Genomic DNA, 20,452 nt, shown 5'->3' with positions numbered 1-20,452 from the left:
TCCTTAGATGAGGCTTGCCTTAACTGTAGGGCGTTGTCGCTTGGCGTCGCATCCCCCTGGGCACCTTCCCTGAGCACCCTGTGAATTAGGTAACCCTTACCTTAGTATGGCGCCGATCCCGGCCTGACCCGGGGCCGATCCGCTGGGGAGGCTCGCTGCTGTGTGCGGTTCCGAGGACGTCCTGACGTACTGGCGGCGGTTGCTCACCCCTCCCGCCGGAGGTCTCGCTCCCCACCGACCGCCCCCATCCACCCGAGCCGGTCACGGAACGGGAGATCCGTACGCTGTCCGGCGTTCCCGACGCCCCCTCCCCCGTACTCCTCGCGGCCTTCGTCGCCCTGCTGCACCGCTACAGCGGCGCGGTGGACCTGACGGTCGGTCATGAGGGTCTCCCGGTACGGGTGTCGGTCGACCATGAGCCCACGTTCCAGGAACTGGTGCGGCGGGTCACGCAGGCGGGGGAGGATGCCGCGACGCACCGGATTCCCGTCGGCGTCCTCATCGACGAGCTGCACCCCCGGCCCACGCGCGGCGGCGGACTGTTCGTCAACACGGCGTTCGCAACGACCGGCCGACCCGTCGGCGAACTGCCCGGCCCTGTCGACGTGTTGCTGGAAGTGAGCGCGGGCACGGCAAGGGTGACGTACCACCCGGGTCTCTTCGACGCGGCGACGGTCGAGCGGTTGCTCGTCCACTACCGGACCCTGCTCACCGACGCACTGGCCCGGCCCGAAGCGTCCGTGGCCCGCCTCACGCTGATGGGCCCCGACGAGTACCGGCAGGTCGTCGTCGACTGGAACGCCACCGAGCACGCGATCCCCCCGGACACCTGGCCCGCGATGTTCGCCGAGCAGGTCCGCTCACGCCCCGACTCGGTCGCCCTGGTCTTCGAGGACGAGGAGCTCACCTACGCCCAGCTCGACGAGCGGGCCAACCGTCTGGCCCACGCCCTGATGGCGCGCGGCGCCGGTCCCGAGCGTATCGTCGCGCTGGCGCTGCCGCGCTCCACGGACCTCTTCGTCGCCGAGGTCGCCGTCCTCAAGTCCGGCGCGGCCTACCTCCCCATCGACCACGACTACCCGTCGGACCGCATCGCCTACATGCTCGGCGACTCCTCACCCGTCTGCATGGTGACCACGGACCAGACCGCACGGGACCTGCCCGAGCAGGACGGCATGGCGCTGGTGCGACTCGACTCACCAGGAATGGCCGTCGAGTTGGCGGACCGGCCCGCCCACGATCCCACCGACGCGGACCGCGGTGCGCCCCTCGACGTCCGGAACGCCGCGTACGTGATCTACACCTCGGGCTCGACCGGCCACCCCAAGGGGGTGGTGCTCGCGCACAGCGGTGTGGCGAAGCTCGTCGCCACACAGAGCGAGCGGTTCGGCATCGGTCCGCACAGCCGGGTGCTGCAGTTCGCCTCACCGAGCTTCGACGTCGCCTTCTGGGACCTGTGCCTGGGGCTGCTGTCCGGTGGCCGTCTCGTCGTCGTACCGGCGGAACTGCGGGTCCCGGACGCGGCGCTCGCGGACTACGCGAACGCGCACGGCGTCACGTTCATGATCCTGCCGCCCGCGCTGCTCGCCGCCCTGCCCGACGACGTCCGGCTGCCGCGCGCCGCGACGCTGCTGGCGGGCACCGAGCGCGTCTCGCCCGAACTGGTGGGGCGTTATGCGCGCGGGCGGATGATGTTCAACGCGTACGGTCCGACCGAGGCGACCACCAACTCCACGCTCGGGCTGTGCGATCCGGACACTCCGGCGGGTGCCGTCGTGCCGATCGGCGTCCCCGACCCGGGCACCCGGGCATATGTGCTCGACGCGTTTCTGCGGCCGGTTCCGGCGGGTGTCACGGGTGAGCTGTATCTGGGGGGCGCGGGGCTCGCGCGGGGCTATCTGGGCCGACCGGACCTGACCGCCGAACGGTTCGTGGCCGACCCGTTCGGCGCGCCGGGCGAGCGGCTCTACCGTACGGGCGACCTGGTGCGCCGACGCGGCGACGGGCGGCTGGAGTTCCTGGGCCGCGCCGACGCGCAGATCAAGATCCGTGGCTTCCGTATCGAGCCGGGCGAGATCGAGTCGGTGCTGCGCGGCCATCAGGCCGTCGACCAGGTCACGGTGGTCGCCCGGGAGGACCGGCCCGGCGACCGGCGTCTCGCCGCCTATGTCGTGCCCGCGCTGGACGGACCCGACGTCCGTGTGGAGGAGTGGAAGGATGTCCACGAACTCCTCTACAGCGCCGCCGGTTCGGAGAGCTTCGAGGAGAACTACGCCGGCTGGAACAGCATGTACGACGGCCGGCCGATCCCCGTCGAGGAGATGCGCGAGTGGCGGGAGGCAACCGTCGAGCGCATCCTCGGCCTCGCGCCGCGGCACCGCGTGCTGGAGATCGGTGTGGGCAGCGGCCTGATCCTTTCCCGGATCGCGCCCGACTGCGAGACCTACTGGGGAACCGATCTCTCCGCCGAGGCGATCGGGGCGCTGCGCACCCAGCTGGACGGGGAACTGGCGGCCAAGGTCGAACTGCGCACCCAGCCCGCGCACGACACGGCCGGCCTGCCCGCCGGGTACTTCGACGTCGTCATCCTCAACTCCGTCGCGCAGTACTTCCCGAGCGCGGACTACCTCACCGACGTGCTTCGTCAGGTCAGGGGGCTGCTCGCCCCCGGCGGGCTGATCTTCCTGGGTGACGTGCGCAATCTGCGGCTGCTGCGCACCCTGCGCGCGGCCGTCGAGACGCGACGGGCCGTCCCCGAGGACAAGAACGCCCTGCGCGCGGCCGTCGAGCAGTCGGTGCGCTGGGAGCGCGAACTGCTGCTGGACCCGGAGTACTTCGCCTCCCTCGACGGCTTCGACGCCGAGATCCGGATCAAGCGGGGCGTCCACCACAACGAGCTGAGCCGGTACCGGTACGACGTCGTCCTGCGCCCCGGGCCGCACACGGTCACCCCTGAGGAACGGGAGGTCCCCTGGGCGGAAGTCGGCTCACTCGACACGCTGCTGACGCAGCGTTCACCACGGCTGCGGATCACCGGTGTGCCCAACGCCCGCCTCGCCGGCGACCTGGCGGATCTGTGGCGGCTGGAGGGCAGCAGCGGCGAGACGGCCGCGGGCGCGGACCCGGAGGAGGTGTACGCCCTGGCCGCCCGGCACGGCTACCGGGCGGCCCTCACCTGGAACGGGAGTGCCGACGACGGCGCCTTCGACGCGGTACTGGCCCTGGACAGCCCGCTGACCGGCCTGTACCGCACCACCGGCGCCTTTCCCCACTCCAACCGCCCCGCGCCCTTCCGTGATGTGGCGGCACTGATGCGGACGCTGCGTGCCCACGCCGCCGAGTGGCTGCCCGATTACATGGTCCCGTCGGCGTTCGTCCCCCTGCACGCGCTGCCGGTCACCCCGAGCGGCAAGATCGACGGGAAGGCGCTGCCCGCCCCGGACCGCGCGGCGATGAGCTCCGGCCGCGCCCCGCACACGGCCCGCGAGAAGCTGCTCAGCGGCCTGTACGCCGACGTGCTCGGGCTGGACGCGGTGACGGCGGAGGACGACTTCCTGACCCTCGGCGGCGACAGCATCACCGCGATCCAGCTGCTCATCAGGGCACGTGAGGCGGGGTTACGGCTCACCACCCGCGATGTGTTCCGGCATCGCACCGTCGAGGCCCTGGCGAAGGCCGCCGTCGAGCGTGTCGACGAGCGCGCCCTCGACCGTCCGCTGGTGGCGGCCGACGAGAGCGAACTGGCCGAGATCCAGGGCGCCCGGCCGCTCCTGATCGAGGAACTGCTGCCGCTCACTCCGCTCCAGCAGGGCTTCTACTTCCACTCGACGGCCGGGGGTGGGGACGGCGACACCTATGTCGTCCAGCAGGTCCTCGACCTGGCCGGTCCCGTCGACGGCGACACCCTGCGCCGGGCCGCGGGGCGGCTCCTGGACCGTCACGCGCCGCTGCGGGCCGCCTTCCGGCAACGCCCGGACGGCACGCCGGTGCAGATCATCACCCGCCACGCCGAACTGCCGTGGCGGGAGGTCGATCTCTCCACCCAGGACGGCACCGTGCGGGAGACGCTGGGCGAGGAGGTGGCCGCGGACGAGCGGGCCGCCGGGTTCGACCTGGGCGCGCCGCCGCTGGTGCGCTGTGCCCTGGTCCGCCTCGGGGAACAGCACAGCCGCCTGATCCTGACGTTCCATCACATCGTGGCTGACGGCTGGTCGTTGCCGGTCCTGCACCGCGAGCTCATGGCGTTCTACGGCACCGCCGACCCCGCGCTGCCCGAGGTCACCCCGTACCGCGCTTTCCTGCGCCGCCTCGGCGAGCAGGACCGCGACGCGGCCGGTGAGGCCTGGCGCACCGCGCTCGCCGGGCTCGACGGACCCACCCGGCTGGTCGGGACACCGGCCGACTCAGCGCCCGTACGACCCGCGCACGTCCGGGTCGAGCTGTCCGAGCGGACCACCGCGCGGCTCGCCGAGCGCGCCCGTGAGCACGGAGTCACCCTCGGCACGGTGGTCCAGGCGGCCTGGGGTCTGCTGCTGGGCAGGCTGACCGGCCGGGACGACGTGTTGTTCGGCACGACCGTCTCAGGCCGGGACAGCGAGGTCGACGGCATCGCCTCGATGGTCGGCCTGTTCATCAACACCCTTCCCACCCGCTTCCGTTGGGCACCGGGCGAGGCGCTCGGGGAGTTGCTGGTCCGGCTCCAGGAGGAGCAGGCGCGGCTGCTCGACCACCAGCATCTGGGTCTGGCGGAGATCCAGCGGCTGACCGGGCACGCGGGCGAGGGCGAACTCTTCGACACCCTCGTGGTGTTCGAGAACTACCCGGCCGAGACCGGTCTGCGGGACGCGTCGGGCAGCGTACGGATCACCGGGGACGCCTTCCACGATGCCGTCCACTATCCGCTCGCCCTCGTCGTCAAGCCCGGCCGACGGCTGGACCTGCGGCTCAAGCACCACGCCGAGCGGCTGGACGGGGACGCCGTCCGCACGCTCGGCGACCGGCTGACGCGCATCCTGGACGTCATCGCCGACGACCCCGCCCGACCCGCCGCCTCCATCGAACTGCTGTCGCCCGACGAGGCGCTGCGGGCCCACCCGTCCGGCGAGGAGCGCCCTGTCCCGGCGACCACCCTGGCCGAGGCGTTCGCCGCACAGGTCGCGCTGACTCCGGACGCGACGGCCGTCGTCTTCGAGGGCGAGCAGCTCACCTACGCCCAACTGGACGCCCGCGCGGAGGCGTTGGCGGCCCGGCTGCGGTGCCGTGGCGCCGGTCCGGGAGCGTTCGTCGCGGTCGCAGTCCCGCGCTCGGCGGAGCTGATGGTCGCCCTGCTCGGCGTGCTCAAGTCGGGCGCGGCCTATCTGCCGGTGGATCTGGACTATCCGGCCGACCGGATCACGCACATGCTGGCCGACTCCGGTGCCACGACGGTGGTCACGCTGTCCGGCACGGCCGGCCGGTTGCCTCGGAGTGTTCTGGCACCCCTGCTGCTCGACACCGAGGAGGGTGAGCCCCAGGAAGTTCCCGGACCCGTGGCCGCCCCCGACGACCCCGCCTACCTCATCTACACCTCCGGCTCGACCGGCCTGCCGAAGGGCGTCGTCGTCACCCACCGCGCCATCCTCAACCGGCTTGCGTGGATGCAGGGCGCGTACGGGCTGAACCCGGACGACCGAGTGCTGCAGAAGACTCCCTCCAGCTTCGACGTGTCCGTGTGGGAGTTCTTCTGGCCGCTCCTCGAAGGCGCGGCCGTGGTGCTCGCCCGGCCGGACGGCCACCGCGATCCCGCCTACCTCGCGGCCCTTGTCAGCGAACAGGGCATCACCACGATGCACTTCGTGCCCTCCATGCTGGAGGCGTTCCTCCAGTCGGAGGAGGTCACGAGCGACCCCGCCTGGTCGGCGTCCCTGCGCCGCGTCCTGAGCAGTGGCGAGGCGCTCCCCGTCGCCGCCGCGAGCCGCTGGCACGCGCTGACCGGCGTCCCGCTGCACAACCTGTACGGGCCGACCGAAGCCGCCGTCGACGTCACGTACCACCCGTACGATCCGCATGCTGCGCACGAGGACGGTGGCGCGGGTCCCGCCGTGCCCATCGGGCGGCCCGTGTGGAACACGGGTCTGCGGGTGCTGGACTCCTGCCTGCGGCCCGTTCCCGACGGCGTCCCCGGAGAGCTCTACCTGACCGGCGTCCAGCTCGCCCGCGGCTACCACGCCCGCCCGGGGCTCACCGCCGAGCGGTTCACGGCCGACCCGTACGGGCCGCCCGGCACCCGTATGTACCGCACCGGCGACCTCGGGCGCCGCCACGCGGACGGGGTGATCGAGTACCTGGGCCGCACCGACCGGCAGGTCAAACTGCGCGGCAACCGCGTCGAGCCCGGCGAGATCGAGGCCGCGCTGGTCCGCCTGCCCGAGGTGGCCCGGGCCGCCGTGAAGGTACGGGACCAGGCGCTCGTCGCATACGTCGTACCGTCGGCGTCCGGGGACCTGGACGTCACCGCGCTGCGCACCGCCCTGGCCGGCTCGCTCCCCGCTCCTCTGGTCCCGGACGCCTGGGTCGTCCTCGACGCCCTGCCGCTCGCCCCGAGCGGCAAGCTGGACCGGGCCGCGCTGCCCGCCCCGCAGGCCGTACGGGCCGCCGCCACCCGCGCCCCGGGCACCCCTCGGGAGCGGCTGCTCACGGAGATCTTCGCCGCGGTACTGAAGGTGAACGACGTCGGAGTCGACGACGACTTCTTCCTGCTCGGCGGCGACAGCATCAGCTCCATCGCCGTCTCCAGCCGGGCCCGCCGCGCCGGGCTGGTACTCGGCCCGCGTGAGGTGTTCGAGCACCGCACTCCGGCGGCGCTCGCGGCAGCGGCGACCGTCGCGGAGACCACGGACGGGGAGACGGAGGCGTCAGCGTTCGCGCTCACCGGGGAGGAGCGTGAACGCGTCGAGAGGCTCGCTCCGGGCCGGATCGAGGACGTGTGGCCGCTGGCCCCGCTCCAGGAGGGCCTGTTCTTCCACTCCACGTACGACGAAAGCTCCCTGGACGTCTACACGGTCCATGAGTCCTTCGACTTCGCCGAACGCGTGGATGCCGAGCGGCTGCGGGCCGCGGCACGCACCCTGCTGGCCCGCAATCCCAGCCTGCGTGCCGGGTTCACCAGTGAAGGGCTGCGCCAGCCGGTGCAGTTCATCGTGCGCGAGGTGGGGAACGACGGAATCCCGCTGACCGAGGTGGATCTGTCGGGGCTGCCGCGGACCGAACAGGACCGGCGGATGCGGGAGTTGATGGACGAGGAGCGGTCGCGCCGCTTCGACCTCGCCCGCCCGCTGCTCTTCCGGATGCTGCTCGTGCGGCTCGGCGGCGGGCGCGGTGACCGGCTCGTCGTCGGCCGCCATCTGATCCTGTGGGACGGCTGGTCGGCCTGGCTGTTCCTGGACCAGCTGTTCGCGCTGTACGAGAGCGGAGGCGACCCGGCGGGGCTCGCCCGTCCCGGCTCCTACCGTGACTACCTGACCTGGCTGGAGCGGCAGGACGACACCGAGGCGACCCGCGTCTGGCGCACCGCCCTGTCCGGTTTCGACGAGCCCACGCTGCTTCTGCCCGCCGTCTCGGACCGGGGCCTCGAACCGGTGATCCCGGAGCATCTGAACGCCGTCCTCGACGCGGACGCCGCCGAGCGGCTGCGCGACACCGCCCGCCGCCACGGCCTGACCCTCAACACGGTGCTCAGCGCCGCGTGGGGGCTCGTTCTCGCGAGTGCCACGGGCCGTACCGACATCGTCTTCGGTACGACGGTCGCCGGGCGTCCGAGCGAGGTGCCGGACGTCGGACACGTCATCGGCATGTTCCTCAACACCGTGCCCGCCCGAATCTCCTACGACCCGCGCGAGCCGGTGCTGGACCTGCTGCGCCGCGTCCAGGGCGAACGGATGGAGCTGATGCCGTACGACTACCTGGGCCTCGGCGTGCTCCAGGCCGAGACGGGCCACCGGCGCCTGTTCGACACGCTGTTCGTGCTGCGCAACGCCGACACCGACGAGCGGCTCGCCGAGCTGCGCGAACGGCACGGGGCCACGGCGGTCGCCAACGTGGACGCCACGCACTACCCGGCCAACCTGGTCGTCACGCCCGGCGAGCGGGTCCGGGTCACGCTCGCGTACCGTCCGGACCTCCTGGACGGCGCGTACGCGCGGGGGTTGCTGGCGCGGTTCGTGCTCCTGGTGGACGGGCTGGTGTCCGCCCCGTCCGCCGCGGTGGGCTCGCTGACCGCCCTGCTGCCCGCCGAGGCCGCCGCGCTGGCCCGCGAGGAGGCCGGGAGTCGGCAGCCCGTGCCACACGAGACGGTGGCGGACATGCTGGCCGCCCAGGCGGCCCGCACCCCGGACGCGACCGCGCTCGTCTTCGGCGCGCAGACGGTCACGTACGCGGAACTCGACGCCCGCTGCAACCGGATGGCCCGGCTGCTGATCGCCCGCGGTGCCGGCCCCGAGCAGGTCGTCGCGCTCGGTCTGCCGCGCTCGATCGACATGGTGGCGGCGCTGTTCGCGGTGCTGCGCACGGGGGCCGCGTATCTGCCGTTGGAGCTGGACCACCCGGCCGAGCGGTTGTCGCTGATGCTGGCCGACGCCCGCCCGCTGCTCCTGCTGTCGACGGCGGCGGTCTCCCGGACGCTGACGGGCGACACCCCGCGCGTGCTGCTCGACGACGCGGAGGCGGCGGCCGAGCTGGCGGGCCTGCCCGCCGCTCCCGTGGCGCGGTCCTTCAGCCTGGACCACCCCGCGTACGTGATCTACACGTCCGGGTCGACGGGCCGTCCCAAGGGCGTCGTCACGCCGTACGTCGGGCTGACGAACATGCAGCTCAACCACCAGAAGGAGATCTTCGCCCCGGCGATCGCCGCGGCGGGCGGACGGCGGCTGCGGATCGCGCACACCGTGTCGTTCGCGTTCGACATGTCCTGGGAGGAGCTGCTGTGGCTCGTCGAGGGGCACGAAGTGCACGTGTGCGACGAGGAGTTGCGGCGTGACGTGACCGCGCTGGTGGCGTACTGCGAGGAGCACCGCGTCGACGTCGTCAACGTGACGCCCACGTACGCCCATCTCCTCATCGAGGAGGGCCTGTTGGAGGGGCATCGGCCGCCGCTGGTGCTGCTCGGCGGGGAGGCGGTCACCGAGACGGTGTGGAACACGCTGCGGGACACCGAGGGCACCTACGGCTACAACCTGTACGGGCCCACCGAGTACACGATCAACACGCTCGGCGGCGGAACCCACGACAGCCCCACGCCGACCGTGGGCCGCCCGATCCGCGCCACCCGCGCCCGCATCCTCGACACCTGGCTGCGGCCGGTGCCGGACGGAGTCGCGGGCGAGCTCTACATCGCGGGTGTGGGGCTGGCCCGCGGCTACCTCGGCCGGCCGGGCCTGACCTCCGAGCGGTTCGTCGCCGATCCGTACGGGCGGCCGGGTGAGCGCATGTACCGCACCGGTGACCTGGTGCGGCGCCGCCCGGACGGCAACCTCGACTTCCTCGGCCGCACGGACGACCAGGTCAAGATCCGGGGTCACCGGGTGGAGCTGGGCGAGATCGAGACCGTGCTCGCCCAGCACCCCGAGGTGTCCCAGGCCGCCGTCGTCACCCGCGACGACACCTCCGCGCCGGGCACCAAGAGGCTGGTGGGGTACGTCGTCCCGGCCGAACCCGGCAGCGAGGCACGGCAGGCGGCCGAGCGGGCGCAGATCGGCGAGTGGCAGGAGATCTACTCGGCCGAGTACACCGAGATCGGCACGGCCGTCCGCACCGAGGACTTCGCGGGCTGGGACAGCTCCTACGACGGCGGGCCGATCCCGCTGGAGCACATGCGGGAGTGGCGCGAAGCCACGGTCGAGCGGATTCGTGAGCTGCGGCCGCGGCGGATTCTCGAAATCGGCGTCGGTTCCGGTCTGCTGCTGTCGCAGCTCGCGCCGGCCGCGGAGTCGTACTGGGCGACGGACTTCGCGGCGCCCGTCATCCGCAAGCTGGGCGAGGACCTGAAGGCCGACCCGGAGCTGGCCCGGAAGGTCGAACTGCGGTGCCAGGACGCCAAGGTGACGGATGGTCTGCCCGTCGGGTTCTTCGACACGATCGTCATCAATTCTGTCGTGCAGTACTTCCCGAGCCTGGACCACCTGCGCACGGTGATCCGGAGTGCGATGGACCTGCTGGCGCCGGGCGGAGCCCTGTTCCTCGGAGACGTACGGGACCTGCGGCAGGCCCGCGTGTTCCAGACGGGCATCCAAGCCGCCCGCGCCGGTGCGGACGCCGAGCCGGAGGTGCTGCGCCGGGCCGTGGAGCGGGGTCTCGCCCTGGAGAAGGAACTGCTCGTCGACCCGGACTGGTTCACCACGCTCGGCTTCGGTGTCGACCTGCGCACCAAGGCGGGGCGGCACCACAACGAGCTGACGCGGTACCGGTACGACGTGGTGCTGTACGACGCGTCGACGGCGGACGCGCTGCGGCTGGACGACGCGCCGGTGACCGACTGGTCCGGGGCGAGCGCGCTGCGGGCGGGTCTCGAAGGAGTGGAGCTGCTTCGGGTGCGCCGGATACCGGACGCCCGTACGGCGGACGACCTCGCCGCGGTGCGGTGGGTGGACGCCGGGACGGCACAGCGGCAGGCCGCCGGGAGGCCGTCGGGTCCTGTCGCGGCGGGCGTGGAGCCGGAGGACCTGCACGCCCTCGGCGAGGCCCACGGCTACCGGGTCCTGACCACCTGGTCGGACGAACCCGGGTTCTTCGACGCCGTGTTCGTGCGTGCCACGGAGCCCCGGCGGACGGCGGGTCTGCACCGCCCCCGTGCCGACCGCGGCACCGCCCCCTACGCCAACACCCCCACCGCCAGGCGCGGCGACGGCGCCCTCGTCCGGCGGCTGCGCGAGGACCTGGGGCAGCGGCTGCCCGGCTACATGGTCCCGGCCGCCTTCGTGGTCCTGCCGCGGCTGCCCATGAACGACAACGGCAAGCTCGACGCACGGGCGCTCCCGGACGCCGAGCCCGCGGTCGCGCTGTCGGAGGGGCGGGGGCCGCGCACTCCCGTCGAGGAGGTGCTGTGCCGGCTCTTCGCCGAGGTACTGGGGCTGCCCCGCACCGGCGCGGAGGACGACTTCTTCGATCTGGGCGGCCATTCGCTGCTCGCGACACGGCTGATCAGCCGCGCCCGCACCGAGCTGGGTGCCGAGCTGGCGATCCGCGACCTGTTCGAGGCCCCGACCCCCGAGGCCCTCGCGCTCCGTGCGGACGAGGGCAGGCCCGCCCGCCCCGCCCTGGAGCCCGCGCCCGTGGCCGAACGCCCCGCGCACCTCCCGCTGTCGGCGGCCCAGCGACGGCTGTGGCTGGTGGAGCGGATCACGGGTGGCGGGGTCGCGTACAACTTCCCGCTGGTCTTCCGCCTCCGCGGCACCCTGGACCTCGACGCTCTGCAGACCGCCCTGAGGGACGTGACGGATCGGCACGAGGTCCTGCGTACGCGGTTCGTGGAGGAGAACGCCGAGCCGTACCAGTGGATCGTGCCGCCGGGGGCGGCCGAGCCCGAGTTCCGCGTGGCGGACATCGGCGAGGGCGAGATGGCCGGGCTGATCGAGGAGGCGCAGCGTCGCCCCTTCGACCTGAGCACGGAACTTCCGGTCCGGGCCGCAGTGTTGAGGCTGGGCGGGAACGACCACGTGGTGGCGCTGGTGCTGCACCACATCGCCACCGACGAATGGTCGGACCTGCCGTTCCTCACCGACCTCACCACCGCCTACCAGGCCCGCCGCGAGGGACGCGCACCCGAGTGGGCGCCGCTGCCCGTCCAGTACGCCGACTACACCCTGTGGCAGGACACCCTGCTCGGCCAGGTCGGCGAGGTGCAGCTCGCGCACTGGACCGAGGCCCTGCGCGACCTCCCCGAGGAACTGTCCCTGCCCCTCGACCGGCCCCGGCCGGAGGAGCCCACCGGGCGCGGCGGCAAGGTCCGTATGGAGCTCTCCCCCGACACCGGCCGTGCCCTGCGGGAGCTGTCCGGCGCCACGGGCACCAGCATGTTCATGCTGTTCCAGGCCGCCACGGCGGCTCTGCTGCACCGGCTCGGCGCCGGAGACGACATCCCGCTGGGCGCGCCCATCGCCGGCCGTACGGACGCCGCGCTCGACGACCTGGTCGGCTTCTTCGTCAACACGCTCGTCCTGCGCACGGACCTGTCCGGGAACCCAGGGCCCCACGAAGGCGTGACCTTCCGTGAACTGCTCGCGCGTGTCCGGCAATCGTCCCTGGAGGCGTTCGAGTTCCAGGACCTGCCCTTCGACCGGGTCGTCGAGGCCGTCAACCCGCCCCGGGTGGCGGGCCGCAACCCGCTCTTCCAGGTCATGCTCGGCTACCACTACCGGCCCGACGGCGACCCGGACGTGCTCGGCATGCCGGCCGAGTGGTTCGACATGGACACCGGCATGGCCAAGTTCGACCTCCACTTCACGTTCGTGGACGAGGTGGGCCGGGACCGGCTGGTGCTGCTCCTGGAGTACGCGCTCGACCTGTGCGACGAGTCGACGGCCGAGCGGACGGCCGGGCGGTTGGTGCGGCTCCTGGAACAGGTGGCGGCCGAACCGGACCGGCCCATAAGGGATGTGGAGGTGTTGGAGCAGGCCGAACGGGAGTCGGTCCTCGTCCGGTGGAACGACACCGTGCACGAGGTACCGGCGACGACCCTGCAGGAGCTGTTCCGCGCTCAGGCGGCACGGACACCCGGCGCACTGGCGCTGGTCTTCGGCGAACAGCGGCTGACGTACGCGGAGCTGGACGCCCGGGTGGAGCGGACGGCACGGGTGCTCGCCGGTCTGGGCGTGGGCCCCGAGCGCACGGTGGCCGTGGCGCTTCCCCGCTCGGTGGACCTCGTCGTCGCCCTGCTGGCCGTGCACCGCGCGGGCGGGGCGTATCTGCCCCTGGACACCGGCCGGCCGAGGGAGCGGCTCGCGATCGTGCTGGAGGAGGCCCGGCCGGTGTGCGTCATCGAGGACGTGCTGCCGGAGGGCCCGGAAGGTGAACTGCCCACGAGCTTCGACCCGTTGAGCCCGGCCTATGTGATCTACACCTCGGGGTCGACGGGCCGCCCCAAGGGCGTGGTCGTCCCGCACGAGGGCATCGTGAACCGTCTGCTGTGGATGCAGGACGCGTACGGGCTGACGGGCCAGGACCGGGTGCTGCAGAAGACCCCGTCCGGCTTCGACGTGTCGGTGTGGGAGTTCTTCTGGCCGCTGATCACGGGGGCCGCGCTGGTGGTGGCGCGGCCCGGTGGCCATCAGGACCCGGCGTACCTGGCCGGGTTGATCCGGGAGCAGGGCGTCACGACGGCGCACTTCGTGCCGTCCATGCTCCAGGTGTTCCTGGAGGAGCCGGCCGCCGCGCGGTGCACCGGTCTGCGCCGGGTGATGTGCAGTGGTGAGGCGCTGCCGGTCGCGGTGGCGGGGCGCTTCCACGAGATGCTGTCCGCCGAGCTGCACAACCTGTACGGGCCGACCGAGGCCTCGGTCGACGTCACGGCCGTCGAGGTGCTGCCGGGCGACGAGCGCGTGGTGATCGGGCGCCCCGTGTGGAACACGCGGGCGTACGTGCTGGACGCCGGGCTGCGGCCGGTGCCGCCGGGTGTGGCGGGAGAGCTGTACCTGGCGGGCGTCCAGGTGGCCCGCGGCTATCTCGACCGGCCCGGCCTCACCGCCGAGCGGTTCGTCGCGGACCCGTACGGCGCGCCCGGCGCCCGTATGTACCGGACGGGCGACCTGGCCCGCTGGCGGCCCGACGGGACGCTCGACTTCCTCGGCCGCACCGACCACCAGGTCAAGATCCGCGGTGTGCGGATCGAGCCCGGCGAGATCGAGACCGTCCTCGCCCGGCACGGTTCCGTCGGGCACGCGGTCGTCGTCCCGCACGACCAGCGGCTGGTGGCGTACGTCGTCCCGGCCGCCGGAGAGGTCACGGACGCGGCGGCACTGCGCGGTCACACCGCTGCCGCGCTGCCCGAGCACATGGTCCCCGCGGCGTTCGTCACGCTCGACGCGCTGCCGCTCACGCCGAACGGCAAGCTCGACCGCCGGGCGCTGCCCGCTCCCGACTTCGCGGCGGGCAGCGGCAGTGGCGGCCGGGCGCGTGACCTCCGCGAGGAGATCCTCTGCGGCCTGTTCGCGGACGTCCTGGGTGTGGAGCGGATCGGTGTCGACGACGACTTCTTCGCCCTGGGCGGCCACTCGCTGCTGGCCATGCGGCTGGTCGCCGGAATCCGGGGGGTGTTCGGGGCCGGGGTGCCCCTGCGCACGGTGTTCGACGCGCCGACGGTGGCCCGGCTCGCGGCACGGCTGGCAGCGCGGCCGGCCGAGGACGGCACGTTCGGTGTCCGCCCCGCGCTTGCACCGCGTGAACGTCCCCGGCGGCTGCCGCTGTCGTCCTCGCAGCAGCGTCTGTGGGTGCTGTACCAGGTGGAGGGCCCCAGCGCGACGTACAACATCCCGTGGGTCTGGCGCCTGACCGGCGCACTGGACGTCGAGGCGCTGCGGGCGGCGGTGCACGATCTGGTCGTACGGCACGAGACGCTGCGCACGGTGTTCCCTGACGAGGAGGGCCGGGCCTTCCAGCACGTACTGGAGCCGGACGAGGTCCGCGTCCCGTTCGCGGTGGAAGAGACGGACGCCGCCCGCCTGCCCGGGCGACTCGCGCAGGCCGGGGCGTACGGCTTCGAGCTGGACCGCGAGACCCCGCTGCGGGTGCACGTGTTCCGTACGGGCGAGGAGGAGTGGACGCTGCTGCTCCTGCTGCACCACGTCGCCGGTGACGAGTGGTCGGAGGGACCGCTTAACCGGGACCTGGCGGTGGCCTACGCGGCCCGGACCGCCGGCAACGCCCCCGAGTGGGAGCCACTGCCCGTCCAGTACGCCGACTACACGCTGTGGCAGCGGGACGTCCTCGGGGACGAGAGGGACTCGGAGAGCTTGGCGGCGCGTCAGATCAGTTACTGGCAGGAGGCGTTGGCCGGGCTGCCCGAGGAGCTCGTCCTCCCCGTGGACCGTCCGCGGCCCCCCGAGTCGAGCTACCGCGGCGGGAGCGCCGATCTCTCGCTGGACGCCGAACTGGCTGCGGAACTACACCGGTTGGCCCGGGACAACGGCGTCACCGTGTTCATGGTGCTCCAGGCCGCCGTGGCGACGCTGCTCAGCAGGCTGGGGGCGGGCCACGACATCCCGATCGGCAGCCCGATCTCAGGGCGCACCGACGTGGCGCTGGAGGACCTGGTCGGGTTCTTCCTCAACACACTGGTGCTGCGGACCGACACCTCGGGCGACCCGACGTTCCGGGAGCTGCTGGCCCGGGTGCGGGAGGCCGACCTGGCCGCCTTCGACCACCAGGACGTGCCCTTCGAGCGGCTGGTGGATGCGCTGGGCCCGGCCCGGTCGCTCGCCCGGCACCCGCTGTTCCAGGTGATGGTGGTGTACCTGGCGTCGGACGGGGACGGGACGGGGCTGCTTCCCGGGCTGAGCGGCGGCCGGGACGAGGTGGCGAACACCACCGCCAAGTTCGACCTGTCCTTCGACTTCGTCGAGCGCGCCGACGGCGACGGCGTGGACGGTGTGCTGGAGTACAGCGCCGACCTGTTCGACCACGCCACCGCACAGTCCTTCGCGGACCGGCTGCGGCGCGTCCTGCGGGCCGTGACCGCCGACCCCGACCTGTCGCTCGGGCACATCGACATCCTCGACGAGGACGAGCGGCGCCGACTGCTCGGCGGGTGGCGGAGCCGTCCGGTCGTGGCCGCGCCGACCACCGTGCCCGCCCTCTTCGAGGAACAGGTGCGTCGGACCCCGGAGTTGCCCGCCGCGGCCTCCGACGGCATAGAGCTCGACTTCGCCGAACTGAACGCGGAGGCCAACCGGCTGGCCCGCCTGCTGGTCGAACTCGGCGCGGGACCGGAGCGGTTCGTGGCGCTGTCACTCCCCCGCACCGCACGGTTCCTGGTGGCCGTGCTCGCGGTGCACAAGGCGGGAGCGGCCTATCTGCCGCTCGACCCGGACGCGCCGGTGGACCGTACGGCGGACGTCCTGGCCGACGCGCGGCCGGTGCTGGCCCTCACCACACGTGATTTGCTGGGCACCCTGCCCGCCGACGTGAGCACGGCTGCGCTGGTGCTGGACGAACCGGCCACGGCCGAGCGGATCTCCGCGCAGTCCCCAGCCGATCTCACGGACGGCGACCGGACAGCCCCTCTGACGCCCCGCCACCCGGCCTACGTCATCTACACCTCCGGCTCGACCGGCCGCCCCAAGGGCGTCGTGGTCACCCACGAGACCCTCGGCAACCTCTTCCACAGCCACCGTGAGACGCTCCACCGGCCGGCGGTCGAGGCCACAGGACGGCGGCATCTGCGGGCGGGCCACGCCTGGTCGTTCTTCTTCGACGCTTCCTGGCAGCCCCAGTTGTGGCTGCTGGACGGGCACTGCGTGCACATCGTGTCGGAGGAGGTGCGGCGCGATCCCGAGCTCCTCGCCGCGGCCGTCGTGGAGCACGGGTTCGACTTCCTGGAGGTCACCCCGTCGTTGTTCGCGCAGATGGCCGAGACCGGTCTGCTGCGCGGCGACCGCTGCCCGCTCGCGGTCGTCGGCGTGGGCGGCGAGGCGGTACCGGTCGCGCTGTGGCGGCGGCTGGCCTCGCTGCGCGGCACGGAGGCGTTCAACCTGTACGGGCCCACGGAGTCGACCGTGGACGCCCTGGTGGCGCGGGTCCGTGACAGTGAACGCCCGCTGGTGGGACGGCCGGTGGCCGGGACGCGGGCGTACGTGCTGGACGGGCTGCTGCAGCCGGTGCCGCCCGGGGTGACCGGCGAGCTGTATCTGGCGGGCGGCGGTCTCGCCCGGGGCTACCTGGGCAGTCCCGGGCTGACGGCCGAGCGGTTCGTGGCCGACCCGTTCGGCGAGCCGGGCTCGCGGCTGTACCGCACGGGTGACCTGGCCCGCTGGACCGCCGACGGGTACATCGACTGCCTAGGCCGGGCCGACGACCAGGTCAAGATCCGTGGCTTCCGTATCGAGCCGGCGGAGATCGAGTCCGTACTCGCCGGTCATCCGGCCGTCGGACAGGCACTCGTGACGGTTCGTCAGGAGAGTTTGCGGACGTCACTCGTGGCCTACGTGGTCCCGTCCCCTGGCGGTGTGCCGGACCCGGGCGAGTTGCGCGGCCATGTCGCCGCCCGGCTGCCGGACCACATGGTCCCTGCGGCCGTGGTCGCACTGGACCGGTTCCCGGAGCTGGCGAACGGCAAGCTGGACCGGGCCGCGCTGCCGGCACCCGACTTCTCCGCCCTGTCGTCCGGGCGTGCGCCCGCCACCCCCGTGGAGAAGGCCCTCTGCGCGGTCTTCGCCGAGGTGCTGGCGCTGGAACGGGTCGGCGTGGACGACGACTTCTTCGCCCTCGGCGGCGACAGCATCGTCGCCATGCAGCTCGTGAGCCGGGCCCGTGGGGCAGGCGTGCGGATCACTCCGCGGCTGGTCTTCCGGCACCGCACGGTGGCCGCGCTGAGCGCGGTAGCCGAGACCACCGACGCCGCCGCCCCGCGCCCGGAGGACGACGGCACCGGAAGCGTGCCGCTCACCCCGGTGATGCACTGGCTGCGCGAACTGGGCGGCCCGTTCGCCACCTATCACCAGTCGGCGCTCGTCCGCACTCCGGCGGAGCTGGACCTGCCCGGTCTGACCGCCGTGCTCCAGGCGCTGGCCGACCGGCACGACCTGCTGCGGGCGACGTTGGTGCGGCCGTCACGGGAGGGCACTGAGGAGTGGTCGCTGCACGTCCCGGCGGCCGGTGCCGTCGATGCCGCCGGGTGGATCGACCGCGTGGATGTGAGGGGCTTCGGCGCCGAGGCGCTGAGCGATGCCGTACGGGAACAGGCGCACGCGGCCCGGGCGTTGCTGGACCCGGACGCCGGGGCCGTGGTGAGGGCCGTGTGGTTCGACGCGGGCGACGCTCCGGGACGGCTGCTGCTCATGGCCCACCACTTGGTGGTGGACGGCGTGTCGTGGCGCGTGCTGCTGCCGGATCTGGCGGCGGCCTGGCGGGACGTCCGTGCCGGGCGGCCGGTGGGGCTCGACCCGGTCGGTACCTCGTTCGCCCGCTGGTCGCGGCTGCTGTCCGAGCTGGCGCGGGACCCGGCGCGGGAGGCGGAGCTGCCCGTGTGGGCGGCCGTCCTGGACGGCGACGGCGGCACGGAGCCGTTCCCGCTGGCCCGGGAGGCCGATCCGGACCGCGACACCACCGCGACCCGGTGCGAGGTGATCCTCCGGATGCCGGCCGAGCGCACCGGGCCGCTGCTGTCGTCCGTGCCCGCCGCGTTCGGCGCCGGTGTCAACGACGTCCTGCTGGCGGGGCTCGCGCTGGCCTTCGCCGACTGGCGGCGGCGCGGCGGCGGGTCCGACACCTCGGTGCTCGTCGACCTGGAGGGCCATGGCCGCGCGGAGGCGCTGGCCGGGGACGACATCGACCTGTCCCGCACCGTGGGCTGGTTCACGAGCGTCTTCCCGGTCCGGCTGGACCCGGGCCCGGCCGATCTCGCCGAGGCCTTCGCGGGTGGTCCGGCGGCGCGGGAGGTCGTCCACCGGGTCCGTGAGCACCTGGCGTCGCTGCCGGGGAACGGTGTCGGCTACGGCATGCTGCGGCACCTCAACCCCCGTACGCGCGAGGTGCTGACGGGCAACGAACCGGCTCGCGTGGAGTTCAACTACCTGGGCCGGTTCGGCGTTCCGGAGGAGACGGACTGGTCGTACGCGCCCGAGGAGGACGTGGCCGACATCGGTCCCGAGGCCGCGATGCGGCAGGGCCACGCGCTGGAGATCAACGTGGTGGCCGAGGACCGGGCCGAAGGGCCCGTGCTCGCCGCCCACTGGGCGTATCTGGAAGAGCTGTTGCCGCGCGACACGGTCCAGGACCTCGCCGAGACGTGGTTCAGGGCGCTGGAGGGGCTGGTCGCGTGGGCAGAGAACAACCGACGGGCCTGAGGCCGTAAGGAGAGGAAGAACATGAGTAATCCGTTCGAGGACCCCGAGGGCGTGTACTCGGTGCTGGTCAACGACGAGAACCAGCACAGCCTGTGGCCGGACTTCGTGGAGGTGCCGGCCGGCTGGCGGGTGGTCCACGGACCCGCGTCACGCCAGTCCTGCCTGGAGTACGTCGAGACCCACTGGACCGACATGCGGCCGCGGAGCCTGGCCGAGTCCATGGCGGCTGATGGCGGCTGAAGGCGACTGAAGGCAAGGGAAGACGCTGGAAGACGGCTGGGGAGGGAGCCGCGAGCCCCCTCCCCGCCGCCTGCGCTGCCGCGGTCAGGGCGCGGGCTGCTCCACCTTCGTGGCGCTGTCGCCGTCGACGGCCGCCGCCAGCTGCGGGACCAGTCGCTCGATCACGTAGGGCAGGCTGAGGACGGTGCCCATGGACAGGGCGTTGCCGTAGTCACTGGTCTCGTCGACGAAGACCTCGCGGCCCTCCTTCACGACCTTCAGGTCCTTGTAGGAGGCGTCGTCGTGGAGCTTGGCGGCGTCCTTGGTGACGTCGCCGACCTGCCACACGACGGCGCTCTGGTCGAGCAGATCACTGCGCTCCTTGCTGATGTTCGCGCCGAACTGGTCGCCGATCACCTTGTCGAGGTCCTCGGGCAGGGCGAAGCCGAGGTCGTTCAGGAGGTGCGAGCGCGGGTCCTGGCTGCCGAAGACGAACATACCCTCGTACGGGGTGGCCATCACGGCGGTGGCGCCCTTGAAGTCGGGGTGCTCCCCGGCGGCTGCCCTGATCTTTCCCTCGGTGTCGGCGACCGCCTTCGCGGCCTCCTCGGGCTTGCCCAGCGCCTTGCCGATCGTCTCCGTCTGCTCCTGCCACGGGACGCCGTAGTCGTTGTACTTCTCGGGCTGGGCGACCACGGGGGCGAACTTGGACAGCGACTCGTACTGCTCCTTGGTGAGTCCGCCGTACACCGCGAGGATCAGGTCCGGCTTGAGCGCGGCGATCTTCTCCACCTGCGGGCCGGTTCCGGTGTCCTTGAGCACGGTCGGCGTCCCGTCCCCGCCGAGCCTGTCCTCGGCCCAGGGGCCGACGGCGCCCTTGTAGCCGCCCAGCCATTCGGTGGTGCCGACCGGGGTCCTGCCGAGCGCGAGCACCGAGTCCTGGTCGGTGAGGCCGACGGTGACGATCCGCTTCGGCTCGGACTTGATGGTCGTGCTGCCGTACTTGTGGGCGACGGTGACCGGGAAGGCGGACCCGCCGGAGCCCGACTCCGCGCCGGCGCCCGTGTCGTCGGAACCTGAGTCGTCGCCGCCGCAGGCCGTGGCGGTGACGAGGAGCATGGCGGCGGAGGCGAGCGCGGCGGCGAGGCGCGGCGCTCTGCGGGAGCGGAACATCGGTGGTGTGATCCTTCGTCTCGGGTTTCCTG

Annotated in this window: 3 protein-coding genes; 2 read left to right on the top strand and 1 reads right to left on the bottom strand. The window is 72.8% G+C overall.

Annotated features, from left to right (window positions below; all coding sequences use genetic code 11):
* Nucleotides 1-362 precede the first annotated feature (362 nt).
* Nucleotides 363-19,028, top strand: a complete 18,666-nt coding sequence (locus E0500_RS38910) for an amino acid adenylation domain-containing protein (protein ID WP_399120769.1) — start codon at nt 363-365, stop codon at nt 19,026-19,028.
* A gap of 21 nt (nt 19,029-19,049) precedes the next feature.
* On the top strand, nt 19,050-19,268 hold the full coding sequence (locus tag E0500_RS38905) for an MbtH family protein (protein WP_131567960.1): 219 nt from the start codon (nt 19,050-19,052) through the stop codon (nt 19,266-19,268).
* 84 nt (nt 19,269-19,352) lie between these two features.
* On the opposite strand, the gene E0500_RS38900 is transcribed toward E0500_RS38905, so the two are convergent.
* Complete coding sequence (locus E0500_RS38900) at nt 19,353-20,420, bottom strand: iron-siderophore ABC transporter substrate-binding protein (protein ID WP_131567958.1); 1,068 nt, start codon at nt 20,418-20,420, stop codon at nt 19,353-19,355.
* Between the last annotated feature and the right edge of the window lie 32 nt (nt 20,421-20,452).

This window comes from Streptomyces sp. KM273126 (genome assembly GCF_004337435.2).
Taxonomy (GTDB): Bacteria; Actinomycetota; Actinomycetes; order Streptomycetales; family Streptomycetaceae; genus Streptomyces; species Streptomyces acidicola.
This window is presented reverse-complemented; position numbering and strand designations above follow the sequence as displayed.

Coding starts and splice junctions, on each gene's coding strand:
- E0500_RS38905 (WP_131567960.1), top strand. CDS start 19,050: ATGAGTAATCCGTTCGAGGACCCCGAGGGCGTGTACTCGGTGCTGGTC.
- E0500_RS38900 (WP_131567958.1), bottom strand. CDS start 20,420: ATGTTCCGCTCCCGCAGAGCGCCGCGCCTCGCCGCCGCGCTCGCCTCC.